The sequence below is a fragment of the Amycolatopsis tolypomycina genome (assembly GCF_900105945.1).
Classification (GTDB): domain Bacteria; phylum Actinomycetota; class Actinomycetes; order Mycobacteriales; family Pseudonocardiaceae; genus Amycolatopsis; species Amycolatopsis tolypomycina.
This window is the reverse complement of record NZ_FNSO01000004.1, coordinates 3337185-3351340: the sequence shown is the minus strand read 5'-3', so window position 1 is coordinate 3351340 and position 14156 is coordinate 3337185. Positions and strand designations below refer to the sequence as shown.

General features: G+C 72.6%; 12 protein-coding genes. 3 read left to right on the top strand and 9 right to left on the bottom strand.

The genetic code is table 11. The features are described 5' to 3' along the window. Positions 1-2 precede the first annotated feature (2 nt). From BLW76_RS25405 to BLW76_RS25395, 3 genes are all read right to left on the bottom strand, one after another. A complete protein-coding gene (locus tag BLW76_RS25405) occupies positions 3-959 on the bottom strand; it encodes a LuxR C-terminal-related transcriptional regulator (protein WP_091311635.1) in 957 nt (318 codons plus the stop codon). A gap of 60 nt (positions 960-1019) precedes the next feature. Further along, entirely contained in the window at positions 1020-1649 is a 630-nt protein-coding gene (locus BLW76_RS25400; protein WP_208613376.1) for a TetR/AcrR family transcriptional regulator, read from the bottom strand. A 104-nt stretch (positions 1650-1753) separates the two neighbouring features. Next, positions 1754-5365, bottom strand: coding sequence for a type I polyketide synthase (locus BLW76_RS25395; protein WP_167384729.1), 3612 nt, complete (start codon positions 5363-5365; stop codon positions 1754-1756). 406 nt (positions 5366-5771) lie between these two features. Between BLW76_RS25395 and BLW76_RS25390 the strand changes: the two genes are divergently transcribed. Both BLW76_RS25390 and BLW76_RS25385 read left to right on the top strand, forming a co-directional pair. Next, positions 5772-6662, top strand: a complete 891-nt coding sequence (locus BLW76_RS25390) for an AfsR/SARP family transcriptional regulator (RefSeq protein WP_091311629.1) — start codon at positions 5772-5774, stop codon at positions 6660-6662. 38 nt (positions 6663-6700) lie between these two features. After that, positions 6701-7924 carry an MFS transporter gene (locus BLW76_RS25385; protein WP_143060680.1) on the top strand — a complete coding sequence of 408 codons (1224 nt, stop codon included), beginning with the start codon at positions 6701-6703 and terminating at the stop codon, positions 7922-7924. A 52-nt stretch (positions 7925-7976) separates the two neighbouring features. Here BLW76_RS25385 and BLW76_RS25380 read toward each other — a convergent pair whose 3' ends face one another. The 6 genes from BLW76_RS25380 to BLW76_RS25355 form a co-directional block, all read right to left on the bottom strand. Beyond that, positions 7977-8855, bottom strand: coding sequence for a bile acid:sodium symporter family protein (locus tag BLW76_RS25380; RefSeq protein WP_091311624.1), 879 nt, complete (start codon positions 8853-8855; stop codon positions 7977-7979). A 206-nt stretch (positions 8856-9061) separates the two neighbouring features. Further along, positions 9062-9514 carry a nuclear transport factor 2 family protein gene (locus BLW76_RS25375; protein WP_167384728.1) on the bottom strand — a complete coding sequence of 151 codons (453 nt, stop codon included), beginning with the start codon at positions 9512-9514 and terminating at the stop codon, positions 9062-9064. Between the two features lie 22 nt (positions 9515-9536). Further along, positions 9537-10451: a transketolase family protein gene (locus BLW76_RS25370; protein ID WP_244170300.1), complete on the bottom strand. Its 915-nt coding sequence runs from the start codon at positions 10449-10451 to the stop codon at positions 9537-9539. Between the two features lie 14 nt (positions 10452-10465). Beyond that, positions 10466-11191, bottom strand: coding sequence for a thiamine pyrophosphate-dependent enzyme (locus BLW76_RS25365; protein WP_091311620.1), 726 nt, complete (start codon positions 11189-11191; stop codon positions 10466-10468). 19 nt (positions 11192-11210) lie between these two features. Then, positions 11211-11918 (bottom strand): HAD family hydrolase, encoded by a 708-nt coding sequence (locus BLW76_RS25360; protein WP_091311617.1) that lies wholly within the window; start codon positions 11916-11918, stop codon positions 11211-11213. Next, a complete protein-coding gene (locus tag BLW76_RS25355; RefSeq protein ID WP_208613375.1) occupies positions 11915-12931 on the bottom strand; it encodes a ScbA/BarX family gamma-butyrolactone biosynthesis protein in 1017 nt (338 codons plus the stop codon). Before BLW76_RS25355 ends, BLW76_RS25360 begins: the two co-directional genes overlap by 4 nt. Positions 12932-13152: 221 nt before the next feature. On the opposite strand from BLW76_RS25355, the gene BLW76_RS25350 reads away from it, so the two are divergent. Then, on the top strand, positions 13153-14154 hold the full coding sequence (locus BLW76_RS25350; RefSeq protein WP_091311615.1) for a beta-ketoacyl-ACP synthase III: 1002 nt from the start codon (positions 13153-13155) through the stop codon (positions 14152-14154). The last annotated feature ends 2 nt before the right edge of the window (positions 14155-14156 follow it).

Sequence of the window (14156 nt, the reverse complement as noted above, 5' to 3'; positions counted from 1 at the left end):
ACCTAGTCGAGCCAGCCCAACCGGGTGGCCGCGTGCACCGCGGCCACCCGGTTGTCGGCTTGCAGGGCGTCGAGCAGGCCCTGGACGTGGCGGCGCACCGTGCGTTCGCTGACGTCGAGGTGGCGGGCGATGGCTCCGTCGGTCATCCCGGTGGCCAGCAGGTCGAGCACCTTGGCCTGGGCCGGCGTCAGCCCGTGGCGCTGCTGCCCACCGCCGTCCCCGATCGGGACGGCCTGGGTCCAGACCAGCTCGAACAGCATCCGCAGGGCGGCCACGATGGTCGGGCTGCGCACGAAGACCGCGCCCTCCATCCCGCTGGGATCGAGCGGCATCAGCGCCGAGTGCTGGTCGGCGATCACCATTTTCATCGGCAGTTCGGGCGCCACCCGCATGGTCCACCCGGCGGCGATGCTGGCCTCGACGACGCCCTTCGCACCTTCGAACTCCAGGGCGGCGCGCTCGTAGACGTTGCGCAGCCGCACGCCGCGTTCGGTGACCGCGTCGGGCAGGGCCATCACGGTGTTCGCGTCCGGCTTGCGCTTGAAGTGCCGCGTGGTGAAGGTGAGGAACTCCTCCTTCGCGGACAGGCACAGTTCGAGCGACAGCGCCCCGATCCGCTGCGGTTCGGTCAGCACCTCGACGGCCGCGTCGGTGCCGCCGCCGTGGGTCGCCCGGTAGACCGTCTGGAGCAGGTCCAGCTGCTGACGCGCCGCGACGATCTGCCGCTGCTGCTCGACCAGCCGCTGCTGCGCGCCGAGGATCGCGTGGTCGACGGCCCGGATCGGTTCCATCGGCGCGAGCACCGGGTCTTCCCGGTAGTCACGCCGGACGAAACCGCGTTCGATCAGCTCCTGCATCTCAGGGCTGCCGGCTCGCGGATCGTCCAGCGGCACCGGCCCGGTGCGCACCATCGCGTCGTAGAGCGCCCCCGCGTCGGCCGACAGCAGCCCTTCCAGCATCCCGCCCCCTCCGGCGTTCGTCCCAGCCCAGATTAGTCCATCCGGCCGGACAGCCGAGCGCTACTTCGCGCTGGGGCGGAGGATGCCGTGCAGGATGATGTCCAGGATCGCGACCAGCTCGTCGGCCAGCGGGCCCGGCGGTTCCTCGAACTGGGCCCACCGGTACAGCGTGCCGAGGTAGGCGTCCCGCAGCAGGTTGCCGATGCGGCGGGCGTCGGCGTCCGGCGCGATCTCGCCGCGGGCGATGCCGGCCGCCACGATGTCCGCGAAGATGTCCGCCGCGTGGGGTTCCTCGAGGACGGGGCGGCCCGCCTTGACCCAGGCCAGCAGCATCGTGCGGGTGCGGGCCCACTCGCTCTCGTTCATCGCCGCGAGGGCGCGCATGCAGTACGCGAGCTCGTCGACCACGCCGGCCGGCTCCGCGTCGGCGCGGCTGCGGCCCAGGTGCTCGTTGAGGTGGTCGCGCCGCTGCTCGCCCCACAGGGACACCAGGTCTTCCTTGCGGCGGAAGTGGTTGAAGAACGTGCCGCGGCCGACGTCGGCGCGTTCGGTGATGTCCTCGACCGTGGTGTTCTCGTACCCGCGTTCGGTGAACAGCTCCAGCGCGCTCGTGTACAGCCGCAGCTTCGCCGCGCGCTTGTGCCGCTCCCGGCGGCCGAGCGGGGCCTGCCCGGCCGCCTCGGTCGTCATCACGTTCGGTCTCCTCGCTGTGCGTCGCCTCCTGTTTGTACCAGGGTACAAGTTTGACTTGCAGTTGCGCAATGCGGGCGAAGTTCTCGAACCGGACATCGATGTCAGGCGGCGCTGCGGTGCTCCGGTGCCGCGGTGAGCCGGGCCAGGAGCTCGTCGGCGCGCACCGGTGCCAGGAGGTCCGCCGCGCTGACCGGGGCGCCTGTCACCGCAGCCAGCGCCCGCCGCAGCTGGGTGGCCATGATCGAGTCGAGGCCGAGGTCGCGCAGGGAACGCCGCAGGTCCACCGCGCCCGGCGTGGTGCCGAGCACCTGCGCGACCGCCCGGGCGAACACCTCGCGGACGTCGCCCGCCGGTGCGGCGATCTTCGTCACCGGCACGAACTCGACGCCGTGCATGGCTCCGGCGACCCGGCCGTCCGGGTGCACGACCAGCAGCTCCGACCGGTCGCCGAAGCGCGCGACGGTCCAGAACTCCCCCTCCGGCAGCTCGCCCGCGGTGACCTCCTCGACGGCAGTCATCGCGTACGACGTGTCGGGCCAGATCGCGAGCATCGTCCGCAGCGCCGCTTCGAAGACGCCGAAGCGGCCATCCGCTCCAGCCTCGTGCTGGGCGACGACGACGCCGTCGCCGCGCCACAGCCGCCGCACCCCGGAGCCCGCCGCGAACCGGTGGCCCCGGCGGACGGCGAGCTCCACGAACCCGCCGCCGGAGAGGAAGTCCGGGCAGGCGTCGAGGGCGGCGTCGAGCCCGCCGTCCGCGGGCAGGCCCGCTCCCCCGGCGACCGAGCCGGTCACCCGGCAGGCGGCCCCGTCCGGCCCGGTCGCCGTCAGCGTGAACCCCGGCGCAGCGAGCTGGGCCGCGACCGTGACGTCTCCGTCCACACAGGACAGCATGTCCCCGGCGAAACGCAATCCGCGCAAGGCCGAAGCCCCGGTGACGTGCCACGCCGCCGCCAGGTACGCGACCGCGGGCACCGGCCTGGCACCGTCCACTTCGGTCGCCCGGCAGGCGTCGAGCAGGCCCAGCTCGCCGAGGGTCACCGTGCGGTGCCCGGCCGATCGCTGCCGGGCGGGCGCGGCGGCCCAGTGCTCGGTGGTGTCCCACGGGTAGTGCGGGAGCGGCACGTGCGGGCGCGGCCCGCGGTGGAACCGTGTCCAGTCCACCGCGCCGCCGGCGGCGAAGACCGCGCCCACGGCCTTCAGCAGCGCCCGGTCCTCCGGTTCGCGGCGCGAGAGGGTCGCGACGGCGGTCGAATCCGGGTGCTCGCCGAGGCAGTCGCGCAGCGCACCCAGCAGCACCGGGTGCGGGCTCAGCTCGACGAGCACCCAGGGCTCGTCCGCGGCGAGCCGGGTGACCGCGGACGCCAGCCGGACCGGCGCGCGGAGGTTGTCGGCCCAGTACCCCGCGGTCAGCTCGGCGCTGTCGACCGGGCGGGCGCGCACGGTCGACAGCAGCGTCGTTTCCCCGGCCGGGGCCGGCTCGACGTCGTCGAGCTGACCGCGCAGGTCCGGCAGCAGCTCGTCCATCAGCGGCGAGTGCGACGCGACGTCGACCTTCACCGGACGCGCGAACACGCCCCGGTCGTCGAACCGGGCGGCCACCCGCTCGATCGCGGCGGCCGCGCCGGAGAGCACCGTGGCCCGTGGCGCGTTCTCGGCGGCGACGCAGACCTCGTGTTCGTCGGCCGTCAGCTCCGCGGCGGTGTCGGCGGGCAGCTCCACGGCCAGCATCCGGCCGGCCCCCGACACCCGGGTCATCAGGCGGCTGCGGCGGCAGATCACCGCCGCGGACCCGGCGAGCGACAGCGCGCCGGCGGTGTACGCCGCGGCGGCTTCGCCCATGCTGTGGCCGAGGCAGAGGTCCGGCTCGATCCCGCGGGCCCGCAGCAGGTCGGCCAGCGCGGCTTCGTACGCCCACAGCAGCGGCTGGGCCACTTCGACGCGGGTGAGGTCGCCGGGGCGGGGGTCGCGCAGCCGCTCCAGCACCGACCAGCCCAGCTCGGCGCGCACGGCGTCGTCGCACCGGCGCATCGCCGCGCGGAACCCGGGCGCGGTTTCGAGCAGCCGTCGGGCCATGCCCGCCCACTGGCCGCCCTGGCCGGGGAACACGAACCCGACCCGCGGCGACCGGCCGGCCCGCTGCCGTCCGGCCCCGGGTGTGGGTTCGTCGCGCGCGCACGCCCGCAGGTGCGCCGCGAGCTCGTCGTGGGTCTCCCCGACCGCCCAGAGCCGGTGGTCGAGCGCGTCCCGGCCGGTCGCGGCGGCGTGGCAGATGTGCGCCAGCGGATAGCGCTTTCCCGTGTCGCCGAGGAAATCGGCGTAGGCGGATGCCAAGGCGCGCAGGGAATTCTCCGACTTCGCGGACAGCACCAGCAGCTGCGGTCCGGTCGTCCCGACCGCCGGCGGCTCCTCGGCAGGCACCCCGGCGACCACGACGTGCGCGTTCGTGCCGGAGATGCCGAAGGAGCTGACGCCGGCGAGAGCGTGTTCGCCGCGGGGGTTCAGGGGCTGGTTCTCGGTGACGAGCTCCAGCGCGGGCTGCCGGTCCCGGACGGTGGCGGGGTCGGCGTGCAGCGAAGCGGGGATCAGCCCGTGCTCGGCGACGAGCACGGCCTTGGCCAGGCCCGTGATTCCCGCCGCGGCTTCGGTGTGGCCGACGTTGGTCTTGACCGAGCCGATCCGCAGCGGGACTGAAGCGCCGTTTGGGGCGCCGGCCCGGGCTTCGGCGAGAGCGGCCAGTTCGACGCCGTCGCCCGCCACGGTGCCGGTGCCGTGCGCTTCGACGTAGTCGAGGTCCGCCGGTGTCACCCCGGCCGTGCGGCAGGCCGCCCGCAGCGCCGCGGACTGACCGGCTTTGGCGGGCTTGAGCATGAGCCCGTCGCCGTCGCCGTCGTTGGTGACCGCGCTGCCGAGCAGGGCGGCGCGGACGCGGTCGCCGTCGCGGCGGGCGTCGCCGGTGCGCTTGAGGACCATCGCCACGATCCCCTCGCTGCGCACGAACCCGTCGGCCTCCGCGGCGCCGAACTTGCAGCGGCCGTCGGGCGACAGCATCCCGCCCTGGGCGTAGCTGATCGCGTCCGCGGGGCTGAGCACGACGTTGGTCCCGGCGACGATCGCGACGTCGCTCTCGCCCGTGACGAGGCTCAGCCGGGCCTGGTGCACCGCGACCAGCGACGACGAGCACGCCGTGTCGACGACCAGGCTGGGCCCGCGGAAGTCGAAGGCGTGCGAGACGCGCCCGGCGGTGACGGCACGCAGCACGCTGCCGCTCATGCCCAGGACGTCGGACCCGGCGTCGGCGCCGGTCACCGCGGCGTAGTCGGCCGTGGCCTGGCCGACGAACACGCCGGTGTTCGAGCCGGCCAGCGTGGCCGGCGGGATCCCGGCGTCCTCCAGTGCCTCCCAGACCACCTGGAGCAACAATCGCTGCTGCGGGTCCATCAGATTCGCCTCGCGCGGCGATATTCGAAAGAATCCGGCGTCGAAACCACGGATGTCGCGCAGGAAGCCGCCGTAGCGGGAATTGGTCTTGCCCGGCACCGGCGGCTGCGCACAATGGGCCGAGACGTCGAAGCGGTCGGCGGGCACTTCGGTGACGGCGTCGATGTTTTCGCTGATCAGCCGCCAGAACTCCGCGGTGGAATCCGCGCCGGGAAGGCGGCACGACATCCCCACGACACCGATCGGCGCGGCCGTGAATTCGGGATTGGACATTGCTCCCCCAAGTCGAGTGTCCGATTTCCGGGGCCTTGCAGCCCCGATCCACGCTAACAGCCGCATTCGCACTGGTTCAGGTGTCCTCCGGCGGTTTCCGGCGCGATTCCCCCGTTTCGCGGTGCCCGCCAGGGCCTGACCGGGGGAAATCCGTGACCCGGCCGGGGCAGCCGGAGCCGTTGTGAGATGCCTCATGCCAAAGTTGGACTTGAGTACAAGATTGATCACTGGTAGCTTCGGGGTGCGGTCACCGGAGGACCGCGCACTGGGGGACCGCCGTCGTGCGGCCCCGAACCTCCGGCCAGGTGAACGTCGCGTGCCCGAAACCGCGACGGGGTACTAGCCGAACACCGGCCGGAGCGGACGCGCCCAGCGCCCGGACGACTGGCAGGGAGGGAACGCACCCATGACCACGGCCACCGCCGTACCGAGCCGGCCGACCGGCCGGCTCACCCCGGAACCGTCACGGGCCACCGTGCTCGGTTCCCTCGAAGTCGAGATCGACGGCGTTTCGATCGTGCCGCCCGCGATGAAGGCCAAGCAGCTGCTCGCGCTGCTGCTGCTCAACGAGGGCCGCGTGGTCCAGTCGGGCACCATCGAACGCGAGCTGTGGGAGGACCCGCCGCGCAACGCCGCCAACGCGATCCAGAACGGCGTGCTGCAGATCCGCAAGAAGCTGGCCGCCGCGCTCGGCGAGCGCGGGTGCGGCGCGGCCGCCAAGCAGCTGCTGTGCACCGAACCGGCCGGCTACCGGCTGGCCGTCGCGCTCGACCGCTCGGACCTGCGCCGGGAGCGCGAGCTCGTCGCCGAAGCGGACGACCTCGAAGCCCGCGGCGACCTGGCGGGCGCGTCGGCGAAACTGCAGGAGGCGCTCGACCTGTGGCAGGGCTCCCCGCTCGGGGACCTGATCCCGGGGCCGGTGCTCTACGCCCAGATCGTGCGCCTGCTGGAGGAGAACAAGTCCATCCTGATGCGCCGCATCATGCTCGACCTGAGGCTGCACCGGTACGCGAGCCTCGTCGGCGAGCTGCGCGCGCTGATCCCGATGGACGAGTACGACGAGTCGCTGCACGCCAGCCTGATGTACGCGCTGCACATGACCGGGCGGCGCAACGCGGCGCTGTCGGTGTTCCGCAGCCTGCGGCAGAGCCTCAACGACAACCTCGGCCTGGAGCCGTCGCGGCCGCTGCAGGAGCTGCACCGCAAGGTCATGCTCGACTCCTCCGCCGACCCGGTCCGGATCGAGGACCTCCCCTGGCACGCGTGCGCGACGCCGGCGAAGGCGGGTGCCGCGTGACCCGAACCGACTCCAGTCCGGAAAGGACGGTGCGAACCATGTCCAGCCAGGCCGTGCCGACACGGCTGGCCCTGCTGTTCTCCGTGATCTGCGGGGTCACCACGGCCAACGCCTACTACGCCCAGCCCCTGCTCGACCGCATCGCCGAGGACCTGCACGCGTCGACGGCGGGTGTCTCGCTCCTGGTCACGACCGGGCAGGTCGGCACCGCGCTCGGGCTGCTGTTCATCGTGCCCGCGGCCGACATCGTGCGGCGGCAGAACCTGCTCACGGCGTTGTTCGTGACGAACACCCTCGCCCTGGCCGGCAGCGCGGCCGCCCCGAACGCGCCGACGCTGGCCGTGCTCGCGGTGTTCGTCGGCATCGGCGCGGTGGCGATCCCGGTGATCAGCGCGTACGCGGCAACCCTGGCCGACGACGCCTCCCGCGGCCGCGTGCTCGGCGTGATCATGGGCGGCGTCCTGTTCGGCATCCTGATGTCCCGGACGGTGGCGAGCCTGATCGCGGCGGCCGGCGGCTGGCGCACGGTGTACGTCGTGGCGGCGGTCCTGATGGCGGCCGCGACGGTGGTGGTCCGCACGACCATCCACGGCGACCAGCCCGCTCTGCAGAAGCGCTACCTCGCCCAGGTCGGTTCGGTGCTGGCCCAGTTCCGCCGGTCGTCGATCATGCGGTCGCGCTGCGCCATCGGGGCGTGCGTGATGGCCGCGTTCACGGCGTTCTGGACGAGCGTGACGTTCCTGCTGGCGGGCCCGCCGTTCGAGTACTCCCAGATCGGCATCGGCCTGTTCGCCCTGTCCGGCGTGGCGGGCGCCCTGATGGCCTCGGGCGGCGGCCGGTTGATCGACCGCTACCGCCACTGGCGCTGGCAGTCCAGCGGCGTCGCGCTCGGGGTGCTGGCGGTGTCGTTCGGCATCCTGGCGCTGGGCCGGTCGAGCATCGTGCTGCTGGTGCTGGGTGCGCTGGTGATGGACGCGGCGATCCAGGCGGTGCACGTGACCAACCAGAGCGTGGTGTACGAGGTCGACCAGCAGGCCCGCGCGCGGATCGCGAGCGGCTACATGACGTCGTTCGCGATCGGTGGCGTGGCGGGTTCGTACGTGTCGGCCCAGGCGTTCGAGGCCACGGGCTGGTACGGCGCCTGCTGGGCGGGTGCGGGCTTCGCGGTGCTGGGGCTGCTGGTGTGGCTGTTCGGCAGCGGCGGCGAGCGGGCCGCCCAGCGATCGCTCGCCGAGGCGCGGCTCGAGTCCGCGACCCGGTGAATCACGGCGACGAAGGCCGCCTCCGGATGTTCCGGAGGCGGCCTTCCGCGTCTCAGGCTCCCGTCACGCTCACGACCCGGGAACCCTTGCGGCTCAACGCATACGCGGCGATCGCGGCGGGCACGAACATCACCGAGCCGTAGATCCCGGCCGGCACCGCCATCGGCTCGCTGCCCAGCACCGACATCGCGAGCGTGATGGCCAGTGCGGCGTTGTGGATGCCGATCTCCATGGCCGACGCGATCGCCTGCCGCCGCTCCACGCGCAGCAGGCGCGGGACGCCGTAGCCGACCGCCAGGCTCAGCACCGACAGCAGCAGCGCCACCGGGCCGAGCGTGTCGGCGTTGTCCAGCAGCAGGCGGAAGTTGCCGACGATGGAGAACGTGACCGCCAGCACCAGCACGACGACCGACGCGATCTTGACCGGCTTCTGCATCTTCTCGGTCCAGGCGAGGGAGCGGTGGCGGACCGCCATGCCGATCGCCACCGGGACCAGCACGACCGCGAACATCTGCAGCAGTTTCGCGGGCTGCAGCCCGATCGAGGCGTCGCCGGCCATGAACTGCGCCAGCGACCAGGCGACCACCACGGGCAGCGTGAACATCGCGAGCACGGAGTTGACCGCGGTCAGGGTGACGTTGAGCGCGACGTCACCGCCGGCGAGGTGGCTGAACAGGTTCGCCGACGTCCCGCCGGGCGAGGCGACGAGCAGCATCATCCCGACGGCCAGCACGCCGTTGAGCCCGAACAGCACGACCAGCCCGTAGCAGATGGCGGGGAGCACGACGATCTGGCACGTCAGCGCGATGACGGCGGCCTTCGGGTACTTCACCACCCTGGCGAAGTCGGCCGGGGTCAGTGACAGGCCGAGGCCGAACATGACCAGCGCGAGCGCCGCCGGCAGGAATATCGAGACGATCTGCGCGCCCATCCGAACCTCCGCGAGTTCCGTGCGAGAACCGGCTGCCATCCTGCCCCCGCGCGGGCGCGATCTTTCTCCTTTCGAGCCTTGAATGCCCGATTTGTAACCTTCGCGGCCAGGCGCGGCAGCGGCTCGAACGTCATGAAAGGGTCGTTCATGACGCCAGACGTCATGAACGACCCTTTCATGGCATGGGTGGCGGCCCCCTGCGCCACTCAGTCCAGTGTGTGGGTGTGGACCCGCTCGTCCCCCCGCGTGTAGGCCACGGTGAACACGAACGCCGTGACCTGCCAACCGTTCCCGGTGTGCTGCCAGGAAATGTCATGCCGGCCCCAGCACTCCCACACGCCGCCACCGAGACCGTCGTCCAGGACGTTGCACGCGTAGCAGTTCACCGCCACCTCGGCCCGGTCGCCGGACACCCGGATCCGCGGCAGGCTCAGCAGGTGGAAGTTCTTCTTGCGCGCGTGCAGCCCCCGCCGCCACCGGGCGACGATCTCCTCGCCCGTGAGGTCCTCCGGCGCCGGGGCGCCCAGTGACGTGTGGTCGAGGTGCACCTTCTCGGCGACCAGGTCCGCCATCCGGGCCCAGTCGCGGCTTTCGAAGCCCGCGAAGAGATCGCCGAGCAGCTCGGCGATCTCCGCGCGGGCGACATCGGTGTGTCGCACGAAATCTCCTCCGGACGGACGGTCAGAAGAACCGGGCCAGCCGCGAGCGCAGGCCACGGACGTCGAGCCCGTACGCGGCCGCGTGCTCCTGCGGCGTCCCGTAGCGGCGCAGCTCCTTCGCGGGCACGCCGATGCTCAGCAGCCGGTGCGGGATGTCCTCCAGTGCCGCGTCGACCTCCGCCGCCGAGGTGCCGGTCAGGTACGGCTCCACGAGGGCCACGTCGGGGCTGGACAGCGTCCGCCGCAGGGTTTCGCGGTCGAACGGGCGGACGCGCGGGGCGTACAGCACCGTGAGGTCCATCCCCGCCGTCGCTGCCAGGACCGGGTCGGCCAGCGGCCCCACCGCCACGACCGTGCCTTCGCGGCCGCGGCGCAGCACCGTGAACCCGTCTTCGCCGTTCCAGTACGCCTTCGCGTTCGTGTCGGTGGACAGCCGGATGTACTCCAGGTCCGAACGGCCGGCCGCGGCGCGCAGCATGGCCTCGGCCTCGTCGGCGTGGCCGGGGACGCTGATCGTCCAGTCCGGCAGGGTGCTCAGCAGCGCCACGTCGGCGGGTGACTCGTGGGTGCGCCCGTCCACCGCCAGGTCGTAGGACGCGCCCGCGCTGACCAGCACGGCGCCGACGTCCTGGTGGTTGAGCCCGATCTTGATCTGCTCGAACGGCCGCTCCACGAGGAAGCTCGCGAAGGTGTGCGCGATCGGCCGCAGCCCGGCCATCGCCAGGCCGCCGGCGACGTCGATCATCAGCTGCTCGCGGATGCCGACGTTGACGAACCGGGGGTGGCTGCGCGCGGACTCCGGCAGCTTGTCCCACGTGATGTCGGCGAACACCGCGGCCACCCGCTCGTCTTCGGTCACCAGGTCGTCGACCACCGCGGCGAACCGCGCGCGCATGGCGTTGATGTCGGCGAACCGCTGTTCCCAGGTCATTACCATCGAAAAACGCCTCCTCACCGGCGCCGGGGCCGGCCGTCCTTGCGTTCGACTTCGGCGACCACGACGTGCGGCCGTCCGAAGTGGGGTTCGGTGAACGCCGCCTCGAGCGCGACGTGGTCGCGGCCGTCGACCCGCCGCGTCGACCAGCCTTCGACGGCGAAGCGGGTCTCGACGCCGCCGGGCCAGTCGATGGTCGCCGAGTCGTTGTCGATGACGACGACGTTGAGCCGGTCGAGCCCGGCGCGGCCGGCGAAGGCGATGGCCTCGTGGTTGGGGCCTTCGTCGAGCTCCGCGTCGCCGGCCAGGACCCAGATCTGGGGCTGGTCGAGGCCGCGGGCGCGCAGGCCCAGCGCGGTGCCGACGGCCAGGGGCAGGCCGTGGCCGAGGGAGCCGCTGGCCATCTCGACGCCCGGCACGAGGGTGCGGTCGGGGTGGTAGCCGAGCGGGCAGTCCCAGTCGCCGTAGCCGGCCAGGGTCTCGGGCTCGAGGAAGCCCTTGGCCGCGAGCACCGCGTAGTAGGCCATCGGGCCGTGCCCCTTGGAGAGGAAGAAGCGGTCGCGTTCCTCGTCGTCGACGCGGTCGGGGCTGACGCGCAGCACGCGGTCGTGCAGCACCCACAGGACGTCCAAAGTGGACGTCGAGGAGGGCGCGTGCTTCTCGTCGCCGGTCATCAGGCCCATCAGCGCGTCGAGGCGCTCGAACTCGGTTTCGGTGGGCCGGGACAGTGTCTCGATCGTCATGGTGCCTCCGTGGTGGTGATCAGGCGGACAGGTCCCACAGGGTGCCGTCGGCCAGCCGGCGGTCCACCTCGCGCAGCAGCGGCAGGTCGACCGCGTCGATCTTGTCGAGCTGGTACCGCACCCCGGTTTCGGTCATCTGCGCGCGCTGGAAGTTGTGCGGCATGCTCGCCGGGATCCCGATGAAGCCCGCGCCGAGCGCCTTGGTGGTCTCGGCGACACGGTTGATGTCGTCGACGAACACGACCTCGTCGTAGTCGTAGCCGAAGATGTCGGTGACGATCTCCTTGACACCCGGGCGGAACGGGTTGACGTCGACGTACGGGGTCTTCGTGTCGAAGTAGGGCTCGAGGTGGCCGAGGAAGCGGTCGAAGGAGTACTCCTTGCCGCGGCCGCCGTAGCTGGTGACGCGCACCCCGGTGGCCGCGAGGGTCTTGAGCAGGTCCTCGGCGCCGGGGGCGACGCGCACCGGGTGCTCGGCGAGGTAGCGGTCGCGCTCGGCGAAGAAGTCCTTCATGACGTCGTTGGCCGAGTACGGCAGCTTGCACTTGAGCGCCATGTACTGCCCGGCCGCCAGCTGCGGCGAGCCCCAGACGTGGCGCTCCAGCTCGGGGGTGTACTCGGCGCCGTGGCGGCGGACGAACCGCTCGATCACCGGGCTGTAGGTGTCGTTGAACAGCACGCCGTCGGTGTCGAGGGCGATGAGCTTGATCTTGCCGAACTCGGTCATTTCGCTCCTTGGTCGGTGTTCGGGTTGCGGGGCAGGCAGGTGAAGCCGGCTTCGACGAGGACGCGGCCCTCCTGCTCGAAGCAGACGAGCAGGTCCGAGCCCACGGCCGCGCCGTCGGTCGAGACGGTGATGGGGGTGTCGAGCTCGGCGTAGGCGCCGAAGGCGGCGTTGAGGCCGGTGACCTCGACCGCGTCGGCCGGGGTGCCGTGCGCGGTGCTCGCGGCCAGGACGGCGAGCTGCCGCCCGGCTTCCATCAGCACCATTCCTGGCACGTGGTCCTGGGCGTGGTCGAACAGGCTGGGGTGGCCGCCGTCGATCCGCAGCCGGGCCGAGACGCGGTCCGCGCCGACGCGGGCGTCGGTCAGCACGACGTTCTCCGGCCGGTCACGCCCGACGAGCCCGGGGGCCACCTCCGTTGTGGTGAACCGGAAATCGTCCGAAGACGGCACCCGGCCGTCGTGGCAGCGCCCGCGCATCAGCCGGTACAGCTCGTCGGGGCAGTACTGGACGCGCATCACGACGTCGGCGGCGTGCCGTCCGGCGACGTAGACCTGCATGCGGTAGCGCATCGCGCGCAGCTCGCCGGCCCGCCACACGGCCTCGTCGGTGTGCGCCGAGATGACGACCTCGGCCGGTCCGATGTGGACGTTCGCGGGCAGCGGGTGCATGGTCAGCGACCAGGACTGCAGCACGAACTTGGTGTCGCGCGGGGCGCCGAAGTGCGCGTGCACCGCGTGGGTTTCGGCCTGGCGGCAGCACTCGAGCAGCAGCAGCGGGTCGATCGGGGTGCCGCCGGTGTGGTCGCCGTAGTAGGCGTGCGACGCGGGCAGCCGGGCCGCGGCGACGAACCGCGACTCGTCGACCCGGACGCTGTCGGTCAGGAACACCTCGGACAGGGCTTCCCGATGGACCTCCCCCCGCGCGACCGTGCGGTCGAAGGCGAGGCGGGAGATGGCGGTGGCGGGATCGGCCACCGCCGTACGGACTTCTGTCCGTTCGGCGAGTTCGGTCACCGGTCTCTCCTCACGATGGTTGTGCGTGAACGGAACCCACTCTGGTGGCGGCCGGTCCGGTGCCGGTCACGCGGCAGTCACCCGCCATTGCTCCCCCGCGGCCGAGTCCGGCGTTAGGGCTGGCAGAGCGGGCCCGCCGACGATGGGTTCCGGTGACAGTGAACGAACTTCCCGCGAAAAGGAGTTGCCATGACAGCCTGCGAACACCGCGAGGCGGGCCGGTGACGGCGGCCGCGGTGCTCTGCGGTCTGGGGTCGTGGCTGCCGGACGGCGAGGTCACCAACGCCGACCTCGCCGCGCAGCTCGACACCACCGACGACTGGATCCGCACCCGCACCGGCATCCGCACCCGCTACGTCGTCTCCCCCGGCGAAGCCACCGGCGATCTGGCCGTCGAGGCGGGCCGCCGCGCGCTGAAGTCCGCCGGGACCGAGCACGCCGACGCCGTGGTCGTCGCGACCAGCACCCCGGACCGGCCGTGCCCGGCCACCGCACCGGAGGTCGCGAGCCGGCTGGGCCTGCCGGACGTCGCCGCGTTCGACGTCGCGGCCGTGTGCACCGGTTTCGTCTACGCGCTGGCCACGGCGGCCGGGCTGATCGCCACCGGGGCGGCCGGCTCGGTGCTGGTGATCGGCGCCGACACGTTCTCGACGATCCTCGACCCGGCCGACCGCACCACCCGCGCCATCTTCGGCGACGGCGCCGGCGCGGTGGTGCTGCGGGCCGGCGAGCCCGGCGAAGCGGGCGCGATCGGCGGCCTGGCCCTGGGCAGCGACGGCAGCCGCAGCGAGCTCATCGAGGTCCCGGCCGGCGGTTCGCGGCAGCGGTCGACGGGCCGGCCCGCCGCGCCGGGCGAGGAGTACTTCGCGATGCAGGGCCGCCCGGTCTTCGCCGAGGCGGTGCGCCGGATGAGCGAGTCGGTCGAGGCCACCGCGGCCCGGCTGGGCTGGCGCGTCGAGGACGTCGACCGCGTCGTGCTGCACCAGGCCAACGCCCGGATCCTGGCCGCGGTCGCCGCCCGGCTGGGCATCCCCGCCGAGCGGTTCGTGGCGAACATCGACCGCGTCGGCAACACCGTCGCCGCCTCGGTGCCGCTGGCGCTGGGCGACGGCGTCGCCGACGGCGAGCTCCGCCCCGGGCAGCAGGTCGTGCTGGCCGGTTTCGGCGGCGGCCTCACCTGGGGTTCGGCCGGCCTGGTCTGGCCCGAGCTCACCCCGGCCTGATC

Excerpts from the sequence above, each read along its gene's own strand:
- BLW76_RS25370 (WP_244170300.1), bottom strand. The coding sequence starts at position 10,451 with ATGGTAATGACCTGGGAACAGCGGTTCGCCGACATCAACGCCATGCGC.
- BLW76_RS25400 (WP_208613376.1), bottom strand. The coding sequence starts at position 1,649 with ATGACGACCGAGGCGGCCGGGCAGGCCCCGCTCGGCCGCCGGGAGCGG.
- BLW76_RS25360 (WP_091311617.1), bottom strand. The coding sequence starts at position 11,918 with ATGACCGAGTTCGGCAAGATCAAGCTCATCGCCCTCGACACCGACGGC.
- BLW76_RS25405 (WP_091311635.1), bottom strand. The coding sequence starts at position 959 with ATGCTGGAAGGGCTGCTGTCGGCCGACGCGGGGGCGCTCTACGACGCG.
- BLW76_RS25385 (WP_143060680.1), top strand. The coding sequence starts at position 6,701 with ATGTCCAGCCAGGCCGTGCCGACACGGCTGGCCCTGCTGTTCTCCGTG.
- BLW76_RS25380 (WP_091311624.1), bottom strand. The coding sequence starts at position 8,855 with ATGGGCGCGCAGATCGTCTCGATATTCCTGCCGGCGGCGCTCGCGCTG.
- BLW76_RS25365 (WP_091311620.1), bottom strand. The coding sequence starts at position 11,191 with ATGACGATCGAGACACTGTCCCGGCCCACCGAAACCGAGTTCGAGCGC.
- BLW76_RS25395 (WP_167384729.1), bottom strand. The coding sequence starts at position 5,365 with ATGTCCAATCCCGAATTCACGGCCGCGCCGATCGGTGTCGTGGGGATG.
- BLW76_RS25390 (WP_091311629.1), top strand. The coding sequence starts at position 5,772 with ATGACCACGGCCACCGCCGTACCGAGCCGGCCGACCGGCCGGCTCACC.